Origin of the sequence: Lysinibacillus sp. UBA5990 (assembly GCF_002429815.1) — a bacterium.
Lineage (GTDB): Bacteria > Bacillota > Bacilli > Bacillales_A > Planococcaceae > Lysinibacillus > Lysinibacillus fusiformis.
The window spans coordinates 1609562-1630111 of the sequence record NZ_DJAY01000015.1; the positions used below are offsets into that span (position 1 = coordinate 1609562).

Below are 20550 nucleotides of genomic sequence, written 5' to 3' on the forward strand. Positions count from 1 at the left end.
TTGTTTCATGAGGTATCCATCTTTAATGAGTAATAGACAGAATAAAACTCAGATCCTTGGTGGTCATTTGAATAATTGCCCCTGAATTTATCACCACTTTTTAAAGCCTTGAAAATGTTCCTTCTTAGCTACTTTTTCGTTTTTGCACGCAATGATCTTTAATTAAAACACCCATTAGTGCAATAAAGAAGTATTCGTTTAATTTTGTTACCAAATCTTCATCCTTTAAAGGATGGACAAAGTTTTGTGGAATGAAAATGTTACTCAATCAAACCTTTTGTAATCACATATTGTAAATTAAGCGGATAAAAAATCATCTTTCACTCACACTAATGGTGGAGGTGAGATGATCATGGGTAATAATAAACATAAGAATAATAAAACTCAAGACAACAAAAAACAACAGAATCAAAATCAAAATGCTAACAGAGAGCGTAAAAACAGAGAAGAGTTCGCTGAGGAAGTAGATTTCAGTCGTATTCAAAATGAAAAAAATAAATAATTAATGTGGAACTGCCCCCCAATATTCACTTTTAACAAAATGTGTATTGGGGCTTTTCTTCGATTTCTTAAAGTACAAAAAACTAGAAATAGACCGGGCTAATTAACACTTGCTTTTTTTCCATACTACCATGTCTTGCTTTTACATATGTTCTTAAGAAAAACCTAAGGCAACCGGCTTTATTTTTCATTTGAAAGGGTTTATTCTCAATTGTGAAGTCATCTTCTTCGGAATTATTGCTTGTGTAGTAATTGCCTTGCCTTTAACGAAACTAGATTAAAGCTAAAGCACCTTGATATTCGGCTATTTAGGCATTTCTATTTAAACGTTAGAGATAATGGCTTTCGTGTTAATTGTACCTTTAGTGAATTTTGTGGTGTTAGCACATATTCCTTATGGATCATGATGTTGTTCAATGCGTTCATCTCTTGATTACCGTAATTAATAAAATTATGCACAGTGGCTTCTTGTAGCTCCACAAGTTTGAGATGCTTGTAACCAAATATGATTTCACCTATACCGACATAATCAGCACCTCCATTATTCGCTAATACATTTAATCGATAATAGCGATAAGATCGATGATTATTGATTGTATATGTTCTGGATTCATTCATCTTCCATCCTGTCTGATTTCTGATTTCACCAATTTTGTCGAAGTCGGTACCATCAGTGGATGCTTGTACATCGATATCCTTTGGTGCATTCAGTTCCGAACCAGATGCATTTCTACAGAATAAAGTGATTACGTTTATTTTGCGAAGAATACCAAAATCTAACTGTATGTATCCAGTTGTCAATCTATTAGAAGTGGCCCAATAATCATAGACATCTAAATTAGTTCCATTAAATGCTTTCCAGGGTAAGTAGTCTGTACTCCAGTTGCTACTAGCACTTGCTACTAGAGGGGCTGGTGAATTATTCGATGTCATCTTTGTGCCATATGCACCATCTTCTCCTACAACGGCATATGCTTTATTATCAAAACTAAATAAGATCTTCTCTTGTTTTACAGTTTCAAAATATAGCTCGTTAAATTGCACATAGGAGGCTTCACATTGGAATCTATAGGTTCCTTTTGGTAAATGATCACAAAGAACATACCACTTTTCTGTTATTGTTGTTGGCACAGTTTTATACAATGAATAAGTTTGAGATGCTTCGTCTAATTTGTAGATAAGGAGATTCTTCCCAGATGGTCCACCTGAATCACTATAGAGCCCACTAGATGCCCAAACTTTACAGTCATCTTCTACTGCAAATACAATCGTAGATGTGACTGGAACTCTAAATAACACAGCACCGTAATTCCCTTGTTTAGTAATTGTTCCATCATGTAATAGAGAAATCAACTGTTCAGGTGTTAATGAGACACCGTTTCCAAGTGGAGTTGCTAAATTACTAGACGACACATATCTAAATTTGACCGGGTCTTTTGTTGGAATGTTATCTGTTATTGAAAGAATTTTACTTTCATCATACGAAAGTGTGCCTTTCGGTAGATCTTTTGGCAAGAATCTAAAATCAGTTGCACCAAAGTTTGCAGTACACTGTACCCCTACAGCACTACCCCCAGAAGAAAATGCAGCAAATACTTCACCCATTGTTAAAATGTTTGTGAAAGCATACCCTTGTGACACTCCATTTTTATAATATTCAAGATGGCCATTATCTAAATCTAATAAAACACCGATAACATCGTTGAACGTATAAATGTTACCATATGCCAATGCACCTGGATATTTCCCGCCAGTGTAAGAATAATAATACCGTATATTATTTGATCCAAATTCTCCGGCAATTACTGAGGCCAACCCATTTATAATACCGACCATAGCATTTGTACTACCACCGCTTATATATGTTATTTCCCAAAAATACTTTCCTTTTGTTTTCCCAACGTTTGCTTTTGCAGCATAGCTTGAGTTTGCTACACTCGCTGTTAAATTATTATTGCTTAGCGTCACACCAGTACCAGCATTCCAAAAAACATCCATTTAATCTCCCTCCCTATTTGTTAATGACTTTTACTTTTTTGTATGTAAAAAAAAAGACGATAGTATTTCTTAAAATTTTAATTTTGATACAGTATACATCTGTCAGAGAACTAAAGTTCTAATACAAATCTGGTAAAGAGTATTAATTACCAAGCGTTCAATTATCTATGGGAAAAACAATTCCTTACTAAAATATACAGGAATTAAAAGTGGACATTGTACACTATTATTCATGAAAATGCGATAGTATCTATATTTTTGTCAATTTCCACGTAATATGTTTTAAATAGAATTGGCTACATGTTTGATTAGTAAATCCACCTAGCGTTTCGTAATTTACATCATTTTTATATGTTTGCAACGCAAGGATCTTAGGCAAATAGTTTAATTGCATAGATTTAAAAGACGTTTACTAGTACTTCTTCACTTAAGTGAATAGATAAAACTATTATTGGCACCAGCACTACTTGTTAAGATAGTTTTCAGAGTATAATTGACTCTATTAATTTTCGATAGGGTCGATAACCTTCACTTCCTTGTGTGCTACTATAGATGGAATTTGTAGCGAGAGGAATAACGCATGTTATCTTACTGATTTCATTCCAAATGTTGATTTGATATACAGTCTGTATTTTGAATAGTAATTATTGTTTTCAAAGTCAAAAAATCTCGTCTCTCCTGCACTCCATGGGGTTGTCGTGAATTCTGCTAGATCAATATAAGCTCCATTTTTAAATGCTTGAACTACGAAATCCTTTACACCCTAGTGATAGTCACTCGATCTACTTTTCTCGGTGTTCCGGTGTCATATGAAATCCATTGTGGCGTTCTTGCACCTGTATGCCAAGAACCGTTAGCATGAACAGTTAGCTTTTTATCAAAAGCCCTATAACCCTCATATGCAGTTCCGTATATACTACTTTGCTCAACAAGCCCAGATGGAGTCGTTGCAGATGTCATTGCTGGTACTATGCTATGGTAAATACTCTTGTTGCAGGGATCCACTTCTTATACCTTCCATTATGAAAGATGAGCGTCTTCTCGATGTGTGGAAAATAAGCGAACCTAATTTCTCCTATGTCCAATCTCACCCTACCATTATTCGCAGTAACAGTTATTCGTATATATCTTGTCAAATAGTTAAATGCAAGCATATATCTTCTCGACTCTGCAGAAAACCAATTCACTTCTTCGGTTAATGACCTCACCGTCATCCAATTGTTATCATCATTTGATATTTCTATAGTAAAATCTTTTGGAGCACCTCCAAGTGTACCGAGTCTTGCAGAAATTTCAACACCCCCTACCTTCTGTTGATTATTCTCACCAAAGTCAAATTTAATCCATCCGGCATTGGCATTAGCTGACCAACAAATGCTTCCATTTGTATTCACGCCATCAAAAGCTGTCCATCCTGCATAACCATTAGAGTAATCTGAATTAGTCATGACCTTATATGGTTTTGGTGTATTACTGGATTTCATCTTGATATCATGCCAAATTAAATCCAAGATTGATTCACCCCCTTTATTTTTCGATATTTAATTTAACCATTGGCATTGGATCTAACTCTATGATTTTATATTCTGCTAATGGAAGTAATGAATCCAAGCCTTGCTCATTGACTTCATTAAGCTCGATCGTTGACCAATAAGGTTGTTCGTTGGGTTTGCCTTCTCCTATTAATTCTAATTCCTGTATCGAAACACGCCCACTACTTCCAGAGTATTTAGTTATTAAAACTCTAACATATCTAAAGCTTACTGAAGGAAAGTTGATATAAGTTAAAATTTCTGTCAAAGGACTATTAACACGTGAATGTATGGTTTCAAAATCTATTCCGTTGTTAGACCCTTGGAAGTAGTGGGTATTGATATTATAAGTAGTGCGAGCATAAATACTAATAGCATATCCTGTTAAGGTAGTAGGCTTTCCGAGATCAAGCATCAACCATACAGGAGCAGTTGCAGTAGGTACACCGTTTGATAGCCAATAGGTATCTGTCTTTTTGTCTAAAGCTTTATATGCGGAATAGGTTGTATAGACACTATTTGAACTTGCAACTATACCGTCTTGTGTGTCACTGATGAAAACTGGTAATATACTACCTCCCTTTTCAGCAAGTTTCTCTTCATTCCATCTTTTATACTTGCCATCATGAAAGATTAGCATTTTATTCTTAATACCTTCAGACTTTGCTCTAATCTCTTCATTAGATAGAGATACTTCATAAACTGTTAGTTCTGTATAAGAGCGATTGACCATTGAATGTATTCCAGAACTATTGCAGTATTGACCTGTAAGATATGGAGCTCTTGCATGTGCAGAATGTGCAATAATGGTATGAATGAGTTGACCATCTAAAAATACATCGATCACATTTCCTGTCTTTCGATAAGCAATAATATACCATTTCCCTTTTTGAATGCTAACAGTTGATGGCACTAATACGTGACCTGTTCCGTAATAGCCTACACCTATTTTGTTTCCCCTACTTACTGTAATGGCACTACCTAAATAAGTACCATCAGTAATACCTAACACTTGGCATTCATAATGAACCGTATAAATAGAATCAACATTTAATCGGAAGGCACAGATAGCAGTTACGTTTGTATTATCTGTAAATCTCTGTGCGGATATAAAACCACTCTGAGAGCCAAATGTAGCCAATGTTTTCACTTGACCCTTTACTTTATCCGTGGTGAATGTAGGATTCCTATAAACATTTAATTTACATCCTCCCTCCCCTAAAAGGCTGGATTCTTCGAATGTCCATTTATCAAATAAGGCCGCCATATGTTCACCTACTCTCTTTTCATCATTACGATTGGCTCTAATTCTTTTGTGAATCGACCCAGTAATGGAAGTAACGAATCTATACCCTTTTCTGCTAATTGCTGTTTAGGAACCGTTATCTTTCCTCTAAGAAAACTTCATTCTCTTGTCCTATAAACTCTAAATCCCCAATGATAGAATATCCATTGGCAGCCCCGTTATTCTTTTCTACTAAGACTCTAAATGCTTTGAAATACGATGGAGAAATAGGAAACTCTCTTCTTTCTTTTGGGGATTTCCAATCAGTTATATATTGAATATCTATTACAGTCCAGTTTACTAAATCATCGCTTCCTTCGAATTTTTAAATTTGAGGGGCATATGTCGGACTACTTATATTGCCTAGAGTAATAATATATTTACAAATAATAGCTTTATTCTTAAAATTAAATCCTACCCATCCTCCGCTAGTAGAGAAAAAAACATCGCCGCCACTAGTATTTGCATTTACTTTATCAAACACAGAATAGTTGTATACTACAGAGCCATTAGAACTAGTGGAAAGACCGATTGCTTCCCTCCTGGATATGAAGTATTGCTTGTTAATGCGGGGATTATATTTTTAAAATCATTTTTGTTATATGATGGAACCCATTTTTTATATTCGCTATCATGAAGTATAAGGGCTTTATTAACAACTTTGATCATTGAGAAACCATCAAGAGAACGAACTCCCTTGTCTTTGATTAAGCCCTCCTGGTAAATGAATGGCGTCGCCCCGAAGTTCGCCGTGACAGTTGATGTTCTTCCTGTAGCTGCATTCGTAAAGTGAGCGAAGATGCCTCCTAAATTTAGAAGGTCTGTAAATGGTGTACCCATTAACTTATTGTTTTTTTAATACGTCAATGTGCCATTATCCATATCCAGGTAGACACCGATGACATCTCCCTTAGCATAACGCTCTCCAAAATTTTTATTGGTTGTTGTGCTACCTGTTCTGGTATATCCTTCTGATGAATAGGATCTTTGATATGGTGATACCTGAGTGTTTCCAGTTAGACTAGCACCAATATCTTTCCCTAACACACCTATGAATACTAGTCCTGCTAAATCGATAGTAATTTCCCAGTACCATTTACCACTGGTGATCGATCCTTTTTGTTAGCATAGTGAGTCGTTGCTAAGTTTCTTGCTGTTGCTGTTAGTTCTCCAATATTCCATTTTACGGTCAATAATGCTCACCTACTCTTGTTTAATCATTGCGATCGGATTAAATTCTTTTGCGACACGATTCAATAATGGCGATAACGAATCCATACCCTGTTCGATTAATTCAATAGAATCTGGAATCGTAGAAGAAACTACTGACCAACCCTCACCTTCCTCTATATCATACATCTCCAATTCACTCATTGAGATAACCGTAGTTAAGCTTCTTATTCTATATTGGAAGAAGCTTTTATTGTTATCAATGATGAATTCTTTAGATATATAAGGCAATGTGAATCCTGCGTTTTTTTGTTCGTCTAAGTTCTCCCAATTGACTCCATCATCAGATGCTTCCAACACAAAGTTATTACTACTACCTGGATCTATAACAGTCCCTTTTTGATAAGTACAAGAACTTGTAATTCTATAGAAGTTTACTCTTTTCTTTTTGCTGAACTTAAATCCAATGAAAGGTTGACCAGCTGTACCAGTGCAGTAAAACAATCTTCCATAACCCGTTCCTGCATCAGCTAAAGTCTTCTTTCCATCAAAAGCCCTCCATGCTGGATAGTTAGTATCGTCCACTCTAAACATGATTACATCTCCTGCTGCACTTGTATTGGATGTTAAAATAGGAATAAGACTTTCTTTCTTTGATTCTGTCCACTTCTTGTACTTATCCTCATGGAGCAATAATGTTTTATTTATTGAAGTTAAGTTTGTTGATCCATCATAAGAAAATGTGTTCTTTGGAAGATTCGATGGAATCATTTGAAATGGCGTGGCTCCGAAGTTTGCTCGAATTGTCATAGCATAGCTACTAGAACCACCGTTTATAGCTGCATAAACAAGCCCGAGCTCTTTTAAGTTATTGAAAGTAATACCTTGTGCCACACCATTTTTATAAAATGATAGGGTTCCATTGTCCATGTCAAGTAAAACTCCCATGATGTCTCCTATTGAATAACCAGCTGCGTAAGAAGCGCCACCTGGATATTTAGCGCCATTGTAATAATAGTAGCGGGCATAGGGATTTGTATGCGTAAAGCCTACACCTCCAGCTTCTCCGATAACTCCGACCATAGGATAACTCCCAGAGATATGAACCGCCTCCCAATACCATTTACCAGAAGTCTTACCGACTGTTGCACGAAGGGTTCCTGATGCAAAAGTCGTACCTGTTAAGCAATCCGCTGCCAAGCTTGACCCTGGGCCTAACATTTGTCTATCCCAATAAACTACCATGTATTCACCTACTTTATTTCTTCTTTATTCATTGGAATGGAATCATGTTCTTTCAATTGATCGATTAAAACTGTTGACCAGTATGGATTTGTTGCAGGGATAACAAGGCTAAGTAGTTCCAATTCGGCAACATAAATATAAGTACCAGAAGTTTTATTTTTAGTATCTTTAAACCTAAATACTTTATATTCCGCAACTTTATTCACAGTGAAAGGTTTTTTCTCTAGTGTTCCAGACCAGCTATGACCACTTAGAATATCTAAAAGATCCCAATCACCATTTACTCCATCTGTTGTATTATGAGAGCCCTGTAAAACCCAACTGGACGGAAGATTACCATTAACGCCAACAGTAGTATATCCAACAAAAACATATTTACTGAGATTCTTTTTTTCAGTGAACATCACACCAAAATCTGCAGTGACTGCTCCACTATCAAAAAACTCACTTGAACTTTTTGTTCTATCAAATGCCTTCCAAACAGGTGCTCTTGAACATTTGCTATTGTTCTTGATATAGAATTTGTAGCAATGCTCCATTTACTTAAATCGCCATAGAAGTCCTCATGTATTTCCACCATAATTCCACCTACTTATCATTTCATTGATCGATATCACCATTTCGATTCCTCGGTCTTAATCGATAACGTAGTGCCACCTTGAATTAGATCATTGGGTGCTTTGCATTTGCTAAGCTTCGCTCTTTTTGAGAAGATTATTCAGAATGCTCTTTAGTACTTCTAAGGTAGCCGTTTAATCTAAAAGATGCATGTCATCTAGTTGTTTTAGAAAGTAATGTAATACCCTTTGAATGTTGTCACGTTGACACATCCTCTAGCTTCATTTGTACAGCAAAACTTGCTTGAATTCTTTCTGAAATTTTTTGTATAGAATCGGATCGAAGAAGTCTTAATTCCTCTACAGTGAACATAGATAAGTCAATATCAAACCATTGATTATTATATCGATAGTAGGTTTTATTTTCGTATTTAATAAAATATTTGTCGAGATTTAAAAAATCTATAGAGATTGAGCCTTTTCCTCCTGTAGAGTGATCCGTTGACCCCCACCCACCGATACCTCCGTCTGAGTTGACACCTGAATAATCTAGGTCGGAATTTGGATCAGTGTAAAAAATGTTGATACTTCCTCCACCAGAACCTGATCCTGCTGCATCTGAAGCACCGCCTCCATTTGAACCTTTGGATGTAATCCGCCCCATTTTTCTGACTTCAGTTACAAAAAGAATGAGCAAACCCCCTGTGCCATTTTGACCTGGTTGTGGCACTGTCGGCATTGTTCCTGAACTTGCTCCATAAGTACCTGTGCCACCATTGTTGCCTGCACCGCCACCTGCAGACAAACGAGAGTTTGTTCCACTTACATTGGATTGGAGAGCATAACCTTTTCCTCCTACACCACCGTTTTCTTCTGGATTGTAAGGATGAGTGTATGTCCAGCTACCACTAGTATGCTTAACAATACCTCCTGCACCTGTACCACCCGAATAAGAAGTTCCGTTTCCGCCTTTTGCTCCGATTAATCTAGCATAGGAACTTGTCCATATATTTGTACAGGAAGATCCTCCGCCACCCGATTGTCTATTATTCCCATTATTTCCGTTATTCCCATATGTGATTTTACCACCATAACCACTAAAGGAAGAATCAATGGCTGCTCCACCCAAAGCTCCCCCAGCAGGAATAACCTGCATGACATTGTCTATTTCACATAGATTGATATTATTGCCAATCCCTTTTGCTCCAAGTGCAGTCATCGATATTTCACCGTGATTAATTAATATCCCCTGAATGAAAACTGCGAACCCCTTGCATCTCTTTTTGGGCCTAAGTGTTTGACCTTCGTTAATTGTTAGATCGCCTTTTATATTTAAAATGGTCAAAGGCCCATCATCTATATCATTGCCAAATTGTTCAACGCCATCATATATATAACTTTCAATTTTGTTAATAATATTAATATTTATCAACGTACCATCGATATCTATAGAGTGTAATCCATCTGGTATATCGATTAATGATAGATAGTCATGAAGACTTTTTAATCCTGTATAAGTCGCCATGTCTTCACATCCTTTCTAAGCAGACGGTTGTCGAACAGGTGTCACATTAACTTTGATAATGTCTTTATTTTTTTTGAGATTAATTTTTTGAGAAAATATAGCCATGACTTTCATCTCCTTATTATCTTTATTCATCCGTCCTTTTTGTATTTCAGTCGGCCTTCTGTCTAAATCACTAGCTGCTATCATCGCCTGATTTTCGAAATCAATAGACTCAATATTATCATCGAGTGTAACCCATTTCTTGGTATCATCTATTTTCTTGTATACATTGTCATGCTTAATTAAGAAATGATTTTTCATGCCGTTCCACGGATACAGGCCAGCGTACAATCCATAAACTTCATTTTTTGTAGGATCATTCAATACCAAAGTCACTGGATCGAAATTAGTTCCTATACTAATATTTGTGGCATCTTGCCTACTTAGAATTGTTGTACTTCGTGCAGCACAGTATTGAAAAGTCCCACCAGTAGTGGAGGCTCCTGTCTGTATGCCACCTAAATTGGGCGTGATCAAACAATTTTTAAATAGGAGTGGATTTAATATTGAGCTACTATTATTCGCTGTATATACAACATTCGTAGTTGGTATTAATGGCCCACCTGTAAATGCACAGTTATGAAACTCCATCATAAATGTAGAACCGTTATACCAATACTCCCATACACGTGCGTCTCCAGCAGCCCCACGCCTAAATATAATACCTAAGTATCGATACTTAGCTTTCATCTTGTATGCTGTGTTATATGTGCCTAGTAAATTGATTGCCGATTGCCGTTTTGCATCAAACAATGCATGACCTATAATATCTACGGAATAAGAGCTTCCTGAAATAGTAGCTAATGAAGCTACATCGTATGTCCCTTCTGCTAAGATAATCGCCGTGTTATTTGCCTTTACTTTTAATATGGCTGTAGGCAACGTTCTTAATGGTTTACTTTTACTGCCATCATTTGTGTCAGCACCTTTTACGACATCCACATATATAATGTTGCTATATGAATTCAAATCTAAATTTCTTCGTACCATCTTGTATTCCTTTCTTCAAAAAAGCTAAGGTCTACCCTTCCCGCCTATACACTCCAATAGGATCACTGCGATTATTTTTCTCACTAATGAAGAACACTTTTTAATGAAGTGAAGATTCATCGATTGGGAGTCCCTCCCATTCTTTTGTTGCCACATTACGCTGTAGTTTGAATTGACAATCCGCAAAGCCAATTCAGCAAATGGTATTTCTTTTCCGTTACGCCCTACCGGACTATTGGTTCTATTCACATTCCCCTCGATATCTGTCTTCACCTATTTTTCTTTTCACCTTATGTTTTTACGCCTGCTTCGCTTGCAAAAGATGATAGTCATACCATAGGTGAAGCATCATATGATAATTTCATTTACGTAAAATGTATTTTAAAAAAATATAACTCGTTCACCTATTTCATTACTGTTAGGATATGAGTTAATACACATAGTAAAATAAATTCTTTACCTGGCTGGTAAATATTCCAGTTAGGTCATCAGGCTGGATCGCCTAAACCCTAATAACCAATATCAATTATCCTGAAAGCATCCTTCTTTTGACATTCCACAAGAATAAGGTGTGTAATCTCCGCCTATCAGAGTTATATCTTTATTTCAAGATATCTCTTTTTCCTATGAAATCAGAAAATTTAAATTTAGATTCTTTTCGTATATAGCTAATCATCTCTTCACGAGAAATACGTACCTTTAGTTTCAAAACTTTCCTTACTTTCTCCTGCAATAGACTGGCATTCAACAAGAAATAAGACAAGTTCTTTTACTATCCCTATAACCAATCCAACATGAATACTATTACTGAAATAAACTATTTTAATAAAAACGAAATTCGTAGTTCAATCGTATGTATGTTCACTTCTTAAAAATAAAAAAAGATAGGATCTTTGTAGAATCCCATCTTGATTTATAGCCTTTGTTAACCAAAGTGCAATAAATTGTTTTTAATCTTAAATTACTGCTTTACAAATCATTAATAAATTTCCATCTAAATCTTTGAACACAAAATAAAAATCATCCAGTATTTCTGTAACAAGGTCAACATTATTGTCTTTCATAAATTGATATGCGGCATGAATATCGTCTGTTAAAAACTGGATTGAAGGAACTTGGTAAGTGGGAATATCACCATCTTCTTTTCTCCACTTTGGCATGGCATCTAACATTAAACTAGCTGTTCCTTCCATGGGTGCCACGAATAAATGCCCAAAATGTTCTTCTCCTCCTTCCAAACCAAGTATTTTTCTGTACCATTCTATTGCTTTCTCTAAGTTACGAACTGGAATAAACACAGCACCGATTCTATTTTTAATGAAGGTACTATTGTTAGGTGTAGTCAACATACATTCTCCTTTCATTAAGCTTTACATCTACTTTTGAATTCTATATCACCTTATTTTTCACCTCTATTAGTTAAGTAATAATCTATTACAGCATCACTAGATCATTAAAAACGTCAAAAAAAAGCGTTAATCGAATGAGGATTAACGGCACAATGGCTTCTTTATTTTTTTCTCTCATCTTGAAATCTAACTTAAGAACAAGTCTTTATCTATCTTGATTTTCATAATAGGCCTCATCTGCATATTTCCGGTCAGTCCCTTTCAGATAGGCTAAGATAATTGACGGACGTTTAAGTAAAATCCAATCTCCGTTTTTATCAAATTTCCTACTTGAAGTGATCATTCCATTTTGAATTGTCCCATATTTCTTCCCACTTTTTTGGCCCCACACTTTTAATCGTTTAGCGAAATCTGCATCTTCTGCCATAAGCATTTCTTCATTAAATCCATTAATCGATTGAAAGTCCTTTTTGTAACACCAAAAGATTCCCACAGAAATAGCTCCGTATTTAAAGAATAATGGGCCAATTAATAACAATGCCGAAACAAAAATTCCTAAGGACATTCTTTCAAACTTTCCTGTTACACCGCCGCCAATGTACTTTCCAGAGCTTAAATGCTCCTCTGCCTTAGACAACACATGATCATTCATCAGTGTATCTGCATCAATCGTAACGATGATTTCACCTCTCGCTATTTCAACAGCAGCGTTCCTAATTTTAGATAAGTTCTTGTCGTTATTCTTTAATACAATACAATTATACGATTTTGCAATTTCCTCCGTTTTGTCCGTACATCGATTTAATACAACAATGATTTCAACTTCATTTTCAAATGGTTTAGAAGCTTTTAAGATAGATTCTATGCATTTCCCAATGTACTTTTCTTCATTATGCGCGGGTATTACAATTGAAAATTTTATATGCTCCTTATTTTTTTCTTCTAAAGAGTTCTCCTTTTCGCTCATACAATATCTCCCCTTTTAATGAAGCCATTTTGACTTGACACAAGAGTGAACGAGATGGAAATGAAGTTGAAGTGACACTATCTATTTACTTCCCGCTACCAAACATCACCCTTATAAGGAATATTATCTCATTAAATATTGACTTGAACTAATCAAAATTTGAAATTTTTTCTAATTATTATGTATGGCAGTTATAAGACACTTAGAAGTCTTATTCGCACCAATTAGGAAATAAATTATTTTATACATTTATAGAGCTCTTTATTAAAATCCATACAGACAAATGTAAAAAATGGCAACTAGTCTTTCCTCCTTTGGAGCCATATCATCTCATTTTAGCTCTTTAAAAATACCATGGTTATTGTAATTCACTTTCCGGTCTCACGATTAAGATTGTATTATATTCTTCATCTGGAAAAGAAAATACTCTTTTTTAACCAAAAATGGTACATTAAAAAGGTATGAATGTATGTTTCGAAGAATGAGCTCCACAATAAACTATTTCGAGAGTAACGTGCGATGATGCTGCGACTTTTTGTAAAAAGGACTGATAAGATGAAAAGATTTATGTGGAATATCAGCTACATACCAAGCTTGTAGGGAGTGCCGATACATTCCTTGACCTCTCTGCAAGCTTGGGTTTCTCAAGGGAGCTGATATGGATGAAAAACCGATCAAAGGCCTATATTCGCCATCAAAGAGAGCGAACTATTCAAAAGAAATGGGCTATTTTACAGAATGTTATGTTACGGGAAAATGCATACATGCCTGTACGTGGTACATTGAGTAAAGATAAAGTGCACTGCTCTTGTAGAATGTGCCGGTATGAGCAGTATCACTCGATACCAAAAGCCAAACATAAAGCAAAGTTAAAAGCTATGGAACAGGAAATAGACGATTATGTCTGTTTCCTTTTAATTTGCTATTCTTGCATTCAATAACGATGTTGTATGATATTTCCCCTCGCTTGGAAATAAAAAATAATTTCCCGGGTAAGCGCAAGAAATGACAAGTTTAGTCTTCCCTACTAACACTAAGCGACTGATTTCATCATTATTCATGACTTGCTTAAGTAATTAAGCAAGCATTTTCCCTCGTAATAGTCCATTTCAATACTAGTAGATAATTAATTTCCTCATGTTGTGTTTATTGCCTGACCATGAATGTCTTGCCCTAAGCACGTTAATGTAGTGTTGGTCGGGCATCTGCCACTCACTACCCTATATTTCTTATCCTATATCAAATTTTCTTTAATAGACATATCGCCAAGCCATCCTCCATATTCAATTCATATAATAATAGTGGAAATAAGATAAGTTGTTTTTTCTTGAAAACTTTCATTTTCTGGTGTGAAAATAATCTACTTTTGGACCTGTATAACAACTTCGTAAATCTGAACTATTTTTTTCACTAAAGATTATTTTTTTGAAAGGAGGTGAAAAAATGGCACTTTCAATTATAAATATCCATGTAAATGTTACAGGAACTTCCACTAAATTCTTTAATATTTTAGCAGCAAATTTAGCTGTCACAGATGGCACGACTATTGCTGCAACTGCATTTTTAAATGATAGTGGAAATGCCGCTACTGCTTTCCCAGTAGTAACTAATGGCTACTATAATTTCTATATTAATGGGGTATTACAAGAAGGTGGCTCCTATACAGTTTCTTCAACAGAGTTAACCTTTAACGACGTTACGGGTACACTCACTGCAGGTACGCCTTTAGTAATCGAAGCAGTAGAATTAGTTACACAAACGTAATAAGTTAGTAAATCCCATTATTATTTGTTCGAGGGTCACTACATCCCCAAGTGACCCTTAAATTGCTTAAAGGATTAATAACATTAATTTTTCTCATACTTTTATAAAGTAATAAACTAATAAAACGTTCATAAAATAGCATTGCATCATTCATTTGATTAGGATGGATACTAAAATATTTAACGAAGGAGAATAACTATGAGCATTGAAATAATTAAACTCGCACCAACATTATTACATGTATTTAAAGCTGGAGAGTCGAATCCCCAAAAAGAAAAGCGCATTATTTATGGACAAGCTACATCAGACGCAAATGGTATCGCTACATTTTATGTTACAGACAATGCATTAGCGAATGGCAATCCTTTGTTATCAACTATTGATTTCGCAGTATCAAGCGTATACTCTACAAATGCATCGATTAATTTAAGACCTAGAGTACAAATGAGAGAAAAGAATATTGCTGCAAAATATGTCTCTGCTAATGTGACAAATATTAGTGGTGTAACGGTATTAGGCATTAATGTATTGGGGTCTGAAAATCCAGTAAGCGGCGTTGTTGTCGACTTTATGGTTCTAGGGAACCTTTGATCAATAAAAGAGGGTATGGGTGTTTTTCATTGGAATCCATCTATTTCACACTGTTTAATTACCACAATTATAAAAAAGTTGCCCAAAAAAGAGAGCCTTTTTGAACATCGGAACTTTATTGCAAGGGAATATTCAGTTCAATATTTTTCCCAATAGGATTGGCGTAATAGTTCAAATATAGTTTAGCCCTTCCATTATATTCTTCAAATTGTGTTGTCTCCACTACGTATTGCTCATCTCGTGAAATCGAAATACCTTTGAACTCTAACATCGTACCATCTTCTTTTATTGCATCAGAAAACATTAAAAATTTACCTTGATTATCCTTATTCATCGTTACTGAAACACTTTGCGGCGCTGCGGAAATATCACCATTAAAATAGTTAGGCTTCATGAGTATTTCTTTTGTGCCAAAATCAACTTCGATAAAATCCTCACCCTTTGGCACAATATCTTTTATTCCTTTATCTATTGCTATCGCTGATACAATTGCTTGAAAGCCAGATATTTTTGCAACTCGGCTAGCAATCGTTGGAGAAACGCGAATAGATAATATAAGACTTAAGCAAAGTATGGCGATGAATGTAACCGAAACAATGCGCTTCTTTATCTTTTTTTCTCGCTGGACTTTCCGAAACATGTCCATTCGAACTTGTTGAAGTTTCTCCTTTGGAACGTCGATCAATGGTTTACTCATAGCCAGTCCTCCTTTTCTTTAGCAAAGCTTCTAAGTTTCTTTAATATGTAATGAAGCTTAGACTTTACAGCACTCTCAGGAATTTGATTTAGCTCAGCAATTTCTTTATTCTTTAGCTGCTGGAAATATTTCGTATAGACGAGTTGCTGCTCCGACAAATATAAATGCTCCAATAATCTCTCCATATCTGAATAAATGACCCATTCAGATAGGTGGTGTTCCTCAATCTGAACAGTAGGTGGACGTTTTCTTAAATGGTCTTTACAACAATTAATGAAGACGCGCACAAGCCATGTTCTGGCATATTCTTGTTGTTGAACGGTATGCATTTTTTTTAGTGCTTTGTAAACAAGATCCTGCATTACGTCCATAGCATCCTGCTCATTTTTCATATATGTAAAGGCCATGCGATACAAAATATCCTCATCCATTTCAATAAGGGAAAGTATCGCTTCATGATCCCCGCGTATAGCACGTTGCTCTAATTCAAATTTCATCTTTTTCGCCTCCTTCCTCCATTAGACGGAGCGATTCTTCATTTCGTTCAAAAATTGTATAATTTTCTTTTAAATTGGAAGTGCTATGGTAGTATTTTTCACAAATTGAATAAAACCAGTAAAACACATCTACTGTGCCTTACTGGTTTTATAGAAGCCCACATTTTGTGAGATAGAGAATTCTAAGTTTGATGCTTCTGTGTTCCACTCATTGTCATTCTCGGCTACCAAAGCGCAAAATGTTGCATATTCCTTTCTCTGGTAACCCCTCGGTCATCGGTTCTCCTACTATCGTTTGTAGAATCATCGACCGTTTACCACCCCTGTGATTTAACCCCACGATAAAACGTTTACAAATATTGTTTACTGTGTATACACTCCTATGAAACCATCATCATTCCCATTATTAAGGAGTTTGATTTCCTCATAAGGATTCTTCTTGTTACTCTCTAAAAGAAATAGCTTTTTTTTATTTGCACTATTCCCTTCTGTAGTTGTATACGTAAGTGTTAAAATTTTCTTTTCCTTATTAAATTTAAATGAGTAATCAGAGTAATTCCTAGTAGTTGAATTTATCAAAATATATGTTTTATGTTCATTTTCATCATAAGCATAAATTCCATCCTTTAACTCATCTCCAAATATGTTAAGAACCTTTTTACTTTCTTCATGATTAGCATCCAGTTCTAGTACTCTTAAATTTTCTAATTTTGTATTTTCAGAAAGAACAATTTCGGGGTTGTTCTCTTCATAGTTAACATCCACACTATAGCTACAAGCCGTTTGCATTAACAATAATCCAAGTAAAGCACAAAATGTTAATCTCTTTTTCACGACTCTTTTTCCACCTTTTTTTAAAATTTAATAACCTTGGTTAATACTTACATATTATACAATAACCAAACCTAGTATATACAAATATTGCCACTTAGTATATAATGGAAATTGAATTACAAATACAGGGGAGGTTGTTAAAAGATGACAGCAATAACTGGAAATAAGTTACTTAGTTCGTTGTTCTTTAGCTTTGTGTTATTTTTAGTTTTTAGTTGCAGTAGCCTTTTAGTCCATGCAGCCGAGAGTGATTCAGAATTACTACCCTTTGAAGAATTAGAATTTGTGCCAGATGATAGGTATAGCGTACCAACAGAAGATGGCGGCATGATTCTGTTTGAATCAGAAGAAGATTACCAATCTTATGTGAATAACAGCATACAACCTTTATGTGCTACATGTAATCAGACAACACAGACAACACTTGAAAAATACACTGTTTCACGTGCATTTATTGGTTATCATCCTGCTACACCAGGTTGGGATAAAGTGAAAAGTGTATCCATCGCTGGTGGAATTACTTGGAGTATAAACGGCTCCTTTGCACAAGGTTCATCGACGTTCGGTATTTCATTTTCACATAGTTTCACGTCTACAAGGACTTATGAATCGCAGTACCCTAATAAATATATCCGAGTGGGTGTTAGAAAAGACGTTATTTACCACAAAGTAAAAAATGTAGTAAGAAATCCTATGGGTACAATTATCAACACGTATATAACTGAAACCGCAACACCATATGGTGATACGTATACTGAGTTAATGTATAGAAATTAAGTAGCTATTAAATTGTAGTACAAGTCATAAATATCATGTTACGAAAACCCAACTACAAACTTTTTTGTAGTTGGGTTTTTAATTTAACGAATGTATGGAAAGCAACTCAAACACACTCTTTATTAATTAAAATAGACTACTTAATTAAAATAGAATAAATCCAGGCGTCAATTGAGGGGTACAATCATTAGCTCATACCCCTTAATAGTTAACCATTTCTAGGCTTACCTAAAAATATTGTGTTCGTAAATGCCAGGTTTTTAATTAAGGTTCTTTAATTTTGAAGAATGGTGTAGTTAAAGTAATTCTAAAAATTATTTTTAAATCAATGTTTGTAATAAGGGGTTATTAAAGTCATTCAACTGGGGTAAAAGTGGAGTACGACCATTTTAAAGAGATTGTACCCCACTTTATTAGTTTGCATAATAATTATTATATGGCAGGTGTATAAAACTGTTCATGGCCCCTTTTGTTTCTATTGAGTATGGTTTCTTCTAGGCCTGTAACTTTATCAAAATCAAAACCATTAAATGAAACAATTCTTAAAGAACCCGATGCTGTTCTTTCTAAATATTGAACTTTGCAATGTAATCTTGGTTCCAACCAGATCATATCACTTTCAACCTTAGTTACAATTTGTTTAGCAATTTCCCTGAATGCGGTTTTTTCTTCAGGTTTAAAGCCAAACTCTACATTTGCCAGTGGTTTATATTTACCACTACTTAATTGTTTACCCACCAACATCATAAAAGGATTCTCTTTGTACCCAAGAATCACAACATCTGCAATTTTGAAATGTTTATATTTTAACCATTCATGTGAACGATGATTTGTTTTGTATGTTGAATTGCCTCATTTTCCTACAATTCCTTCCATGTTTCGTTCTTTAGTCAATTGAAAGATATTGCTGCCGTTGTCAACAACAGATGGTGTGACAAGTATGCTATTAGAAGGTTCAATAATTGATGAGAGGATTTCTTTCCGTTGTTCTAGTGGCTGCTGTGTATGAGGTTTATTCGTTGCCTGTACATCGAACGCAATGAAAGTAGCTGGATGGGTAAAGTAGCCTGTTCAATCTTGCTTGTATTTGTTAGTCTGCCATGATAGGCAAAGACATCAAATACCGAAATGCCATTTCTAAGACTCAATAATTGCTGTATGTTCATTTATTGAACGACCAACATCCTGTAACTCTGGAAACTTGGCAGTAACATTATTACCATGGCGAGTGTAAGCCTCTAGTCTGTCACCTTGTTTATGCAGAAGAATGCGCCAACCCTCCCATTTTATATCGTAAATCCATTTTGAATTATCTTCTATTTCTTCATTATTACCCATTGAGAGTAACATTGGTTTAATTGGAGTAAATAACATAACCTATTCCCCCTCAAATATAGAGTAAGGTAGTAAAGTTTCTCACTAACTAACGAAGTAGGATAGTTAAAGAACATTTGGGGTACGTTACTTCTAAAAAAGGAGCAATCTAAATGAAAAATCCATTCTTAATTATTTCGTTTGTTTTTATATTTTTGTTCAGTTTTTCTACGTTATTAGGAAATCCTGTTTATTCACAAACACCTACAGATAAAGATGAATATTTACATCCTGCAAATAAGGAAAAAGTTGTTGATGAAACTGTAGATGAATTTTACCAGGCATTAAGAGATCTAAAGTACCCTATACATCAGGAGGTTTATCAAACATATAAGCAGAAGCCAAAGCAACAGCAAAGACATTTGAATACTGTTCTTTTTAAAGAAATGCCAGGTGCATCTGTAAATGTTAGAAAAAAATTATTGTTCAATGAGGTAGAAAGATTAAATTATATAACTTTTGATGGAAATATTCTTCGTACCTACCCTGGTATAGATATTAACTATCATCAGACTGTTAGCCCCGACAGGCAAGTTTATTTCTTTTATTCCTTTAAAGATACAGAAAAGGAATTTAGAGGTAATTATGCAATTTATGATGTTGAAACAAAGGAAATGCTAGCAGGTGGAAGTACTTATATGCCAAAACTCAATCTTTAAAAAAATTTAGGTGAAATAGCAAAAGGGGTGTGTTCGTCTTATTGAACTAACGGTAACGTTAGTTCAATAAGCATAAGCTATAAGCGATTTAAGAAATAAGCTCAAATTTTAGTTATTCCTTTAAAGGGCGCTTTCTAAGGAAAGCGTCTTTCTTTATGAAAAGGGCTATTTAATTGAATAACACTTCTAAATTAAA

The 20550-nt window shown here is 35.1% G+C and carries 23 protein-coding genes; 6 read left to right on the top strand and 17 right to left on the bottom strand.

The genetic code is table 11. The annotated features are described in order from the left end of the window. Positions 1 to 352: 352 nt before the first annotated feature. A complete protein-coding gene (locus tag B3D94_RS20580; RefSeq protein ID WP_164908719.1) occupies positions 353 to 502 on the top strand; it encodes a hypothetical protein in 150 nt (49 codons plus the stop codon). A gap of 317 nt (positions 503 to 819) precedes the next feature. Here B3D94_RS20580 and B3D94_RS20585 read toward each other — a convergent pair whose 3' ends face one another. The 12 genes from B3D94_RS20585 to B3D94_RS20635 form a co-directional block, all read right to left on the bottom strand. Continuing rightward, the gene (locus tag B3D94_RS20585; RefSeq protein ID WP_291760035.1) at positions 820 to 2499 is read right to left on the bottom strand and encodes an SPRY domain-containing protein; all 1680 of its coding nucleotides are present in this window, start codon (positions 2497 to 2499) and stop codon (positions 820 to 822) included. A gap of 756 nt (positions 2500 to 3255) precedes the next feature. After that, positions 3256 to 3459, bottom strand: coding sequence for a hypothetical protein (locus B3D94_RS20590; protein WP_291760037.1), 204 nt, complete (start codon positions 3457 to 3459; stop codon positions 3256 to 3258). An 8-nt stretch (positions 3460 to 3467) separates the two neighbouring features. Beyond that, the gene (locus B3D94_RS20595; RefSeq protein ID WP_291760040.1) at positions 3468 to 4010 is read right to left on the bottom strand and encodes a discoidin domain-containing protein; all 543 of its coding nucleotides are present in this window, start codon (positions 4008 to 4010) and stop codon (positions 3468 to 3470) included. 16 nt (positions 4011 to 4026) lie between these two features. Next, a complete protein-coding gene (locus tag B3D94_RS20600; RefSeq protein WP_291760043.1) occupies positions 4027 to 5298 on the bottom strand; it encodes a discoidin domain-containing protein in 1272 nt (423 codons plus the stop codon). Between the two features lie 873 nt (positions 5299 to 6171). Continuing rightward, positions 6172 to 6363, bottom strand: a complete 192-nt coding sequence (locus tag B3D94_RS23115; RefSeq protein ID WP_414674007.1) for an SPRY domain-containing protein — start codon at positions 6361 to 6363, stop codon at positions 6172 to 6174. A 20-nt stretch (positions 6364 to 6383) separates the two neighbouring features. Beyond that, on the bottom strand, positions 6384 to 6509 hold the full coding sequence (locus B3D94_RS20605; protein ID WP_291760046.1) for a hypothetical protein: 126 nt from the start codon (positions 6507 to 6509) through the stop codon (positions 6384 to 6386). A gap of 10 nt (positions 6510 to 6519) precedes the next feature. Then, on the bottom strand, positions 6520 to 7731 hold the full coding sequence (locus B3D94_RS20610) for an SPRY domain-containing protein (protein WP_291760048.1): 1212 nt from the start codon (positions 7729 to 7731) through the stop codon (positions 6520 to 6522). A gap of 8 nt (positions 7732 to 7739) precedes the next feature. Next, positions 7740 to 8270 (bottom strand): hypothetical protein, encoded by a 531-nt coding sequence (locus B3D94_RS20615; RefSeq protein WP_291760051.1) that lies wholly within the window; start codon positions 8268 to 8270, stop codon positions 7740 to 7742. A 277-nt stretch (positions 8271 to 8547) separates the two neighbouring features. Beyond that, entirely contained in the window at positions 8548 to 9813 is a 1266-nt protein-coding gene (locus B3D94_RS20620) for a hypothetical protein (RefSeq protein ID WP_069481591.1), read from the bottom strand. 15 nt (positions 9814 to 9828) lie between these two features. Further along, positions 9829 to 10845, bottom strand: a complete 1017-nt coding sequence (locus B3D94_RS20625; RefSeq protein WP_291760055.1) for a DUF1565 domain-containing protein — start codon at positions 10843 to 10845, stop codon at positions 9829 to 9831. Positions 10846 to 11801: 956 nt separating this feature from the next. Beyond that, positions 11802 to 12194 carry a VOC family protein gene (locus B3D94_RS20630; protein ID WP_414674008.1) on the bottom strand — a complete coding sequence of 131 codons (393 nt, stop codon included), beginning with the start codon at positions 12192 to 12194 and terminating at the stop codon, positions 11802 to 11804. Positions 12195 to 12399: 205 nt separating this feature from the next. Beyond that, positions 12400 to 13161 carry a glycosyltransferase gene (locus B3D94_RS20635; RefSeq protein ID WP_291760058.1) on the bottom strand — a complete coding sequence of 254 codons (762 nt, stop codon included), beginning with the start codon at positions 13159 to 13161 and terminating at the stop codon, positions 12400 to 12402. 662 nt (positions 13162 to 13823) lie between these two features. On the opposite strand from B3D94_RS20635, the gene B3D94_RS20640 reads away from it, so the two are divergent. From B3D94_RS20640 to B3D94_RS20650, 3 genes are all read left to right on the top strand, one after another. After that, positions 13824 to 14102: a hypothetical protein gene (locus tag B3D94_RS20640; RefSeq protein ID WP_291760061.1), complete on the top strand. Its 279-nt coding sequence runs from the start codon at positions 13824 to 13826 to the stop codon at positions 14100 to 14102. 502 nt (positions 14103 to 14604) lie between these two features. Beyond that, positions 14605 to 14925, top strand: coding sequence for a DUF4183 domain-containing protein (locus B3D94_RS20645; protein ID WP_291760064.1), 321 nt, complete (start codon positions 14605 to 14607; stop codon positions 14923 to 14925). Positions 14926 to 15123: 198 nt separating this feature from the next. Beyond that, complete coding sequence (locus tag B3D94_RS20650) at positions 15124 to 15516, top strand: hypothetical protein (protein WP_069481597.1); 393 nt, start codon at positions 15124 to 15126, stop codon at positions 15514 to 15516. 115 nt (positions 15517 to 15631) lie between these two features. Here B3D94_RS20650 and B3D94_RS20655 read toward each other — a convergent pair whose 3' ends face one another. From B3D94_RS20655 to B3D94_RS20665, 3 genes are all read right to left on the bottom strand, one after another. Then, positions 15632 to 16213: a hypothetical protein gene (locus B3D94_RS20655; RefSeq protein WP_291760068.1), complete on the bottom strand. Its 582-nt coding sequence runs from the start codon at positions 16211 to 16213 to the stop codon at positions 15632 to 15634. Continuing rightward, positions 16210 to 16710: a sigma-70 family RNA polymerase sigma factor gene (locus B3D94_RS20660; protein ID WP_291760072.1), complete on the bottom strand. Its 501-nt coding sequence runs from the start codon at positions 16708 to 16710 to the stop codon at positions 16210 to 16212. The genes B3D94_RS20655 and B3D94_RS20660 overlap by 4 nt, the downstream gene beginning before the upstream one ends. Positions 16711 to 17073: 363 nt before the next feature. Next, positions 17074 to 17544, bottom strand: a complete 471-nt coding sequence (locus tag B3D94_RS20665) for a hypothetical protein (protein WP_069481599.1) — start codon at positions 17542 to 17544, stop codon at positions 17074 to 17076. 144 nt (positions 17545 to 17688) lie between these two features. On the opposite strand from B3D94_RS20665, the gene B3D94_RS20670 reads away from it, so the two are divergent. Beyond that, the gene (locus tag B3D94_RS20670) at positions 17689 to 18321 is read left to right on the top strand and encodes a hypothetical protein (protein ID WP_069481600.1); all 633 of its coding nucleotides are present in this window, start codon (positions 17689 to 17691) and stop codon (positions 18319 to 18321) included. A 432-nt stretch (positions 18322 to 18753) separates the two neighbouring features. Here the strand turns inward: B3D94_RS20670 and B3D94_RS20675 are convergent, their stop codons facing one another. Then, positions 18754 to 19068, bottom strand: coding sequence for a hypothetical protein (locus B3D94_RS20675; protein WP_291760076.1), 315 nt, complete (start codon positions 19066 to 19068; stop codon positions 18754 to 18756). A 390-nt stretch (positions 19069 to 19458) separates the two neighbouring features. Next, positions 19459 to 19695 (bottom strand): hypothetical protein, encoded by a 237-nt coding sequence (locus B3D94_RS20680; RefSeq protein ID WP_291760078.1) that lies wholly within the window; start codon positions 19693 to 19695, stop codon positions 19459 to 19461. Positions 19696 to 19808: 113 nt separating this feature from the next. Here B3D94_RS20680 and B3D94_RS20685 point away from each other — a divergent pair, with 113 nt between their 5' ends. After that, the gene (locus B3D94_RS20685; RefSeq protein WP_291760081.1) at positions 19809 to 20354 is read left to right on the top strand and encodes a hypothetical protein; all 546 of its coding nucleotides are present in this window, start codon (positions 19809 to 19811) and stop codon (positions 20352 to 20354) included. Positions 20355 to 20550: the final 196 nt, after the last annotated feature.

Bases quoted from the DNA above. Each gene is read 5' to 3' on its own strand.
- B3D94_RS20580 (WP_164908719.1), top strand. From the start codon at position 353: ATGGGTAATAATAAACATAAGAATAATAAAACTCAAGACAACAAAAAA.
- B3D94_RS20610 (WP_291760048.1), bottom strand. From the start codon at position 7,731: ATGGTAGTTTATTGGGATAGACAAATGTTAGGCCCAGGGTCAAGCTTG.
- B3D94_RS20630 (WP_414674008.1), bottom strand. From the start codon at position 12,194: ATGTTGACTACACCTAACAATAGTACCTTCATTAAAAATAGAATCGGT.
- B3D94_RS20600 (WP_291760043.1), bottom strand. From the start codon at position 5,298: ATGGCGGCCTTATTTGATAAATGGACATTCGAAGAATCCAGCCTTTTA.
- B3D94_RS20635 (WP_291760058.1), bottom strand. From the start codon at position 13,161: ATGAGCGAAAAGGAGAACTCTTTAGAAGAAAAAAATAAGGAGCATATA.
- B3D94_RS20680 (WP_291760078.1), bottom strand. From the start codon at position 19,695: ATGTTATTTACTCCAATTAAACCAATGTTACTCTCAATGGGTAATAAT.
- B3D94_RS20685 (WP_291760081.1), top strand. From the start codon at position 19,809: ATGAAAAATCCATTCTTAATTATTTCGTTTGTTTTTATATTTTTGTTC.
- B3D94_RS20615 (WP_291760051.1), bottom strand. From the start codon at position 8,270: ATGGAGCATTGCTACAAATTCTATATCAAGAACAATAGCAAATGTTCA.
- B3D94_RS20590 (WP_291760037.1), bottom strand. From the start codon at position 3,459: ATGACATCTGCAACGACTCCATCTGGGCTTGTTGAGCAAAGTAGTATA.
- B3D94_RS20620 (WP_069481591.1), bottom strand. From the start codon at position 9,813: ATGGCGACTTATACAGGATTAAAAAGTCTTCATGACTATCTATCATTA.
- B3D94_RS20655 (WP_291760068.1), bottom strand. From the start codon at position 16,213: ATGAGTAAACCATTGATCGACGTTCCAAAGGAGAAACTTCAACAAGTT.
- B3D94_RS20585 (WP_291760035.1), bottom strand. From the start codon at position 2,499: ATGGATGTTTTTTGGAATGCTGGTACTGGTGTGACGCTAAGCAATAAT.
- B3D94_RS20660 (WP_291760072.1), bottom strand. From the start codon at position 16,710: ATGAAATTTGAATTAGAGCAACGTGCTATACGCGGGGATCATGAAGCG.
- B3D94_RS20625 (WP_291760055.1), bottom strand. From the start codon at position 10,845: ATGGTACGAAGAAATTTAGATTTGAATTCATATAGCAACATTATATAT.
- B3D94_RS20645 (WP_291760064.1), top strand. From the start codon at position 14,605: ATGGCACTTTCAATTATAAATATCCATGTAAATGTTACAGGAACTTCC.
- B3D94_RS20640 (WP_291760061.1), top strand. From the start codon at position 13,824: ATGAAAAACCGATCAAAGGCCTATATTCGCCATCAAAGAGAGCGAACT.
- B3D94_RS20675 (WP_291760076.1), bottom strand. From the start codon at position 19,068: ATGATGTTGGTGGGTAAACAATTAAGTAGTGGTAAATATAAACCACTG.
- B3D94_RS20670 (WP_069481600.1), top strand. From the start codon at position 17,689: ATGACAGCAATAACTGGAAATAAGTTACTTAGTTCGTTGTTCTTTAGC.
- B3D94_RS20650 (WP_069481597.1), top strand. From the start codon at position 15,124: ATGAGCATTGAAATAATTAAACTCGCACCAACATTATTACATGTATTT.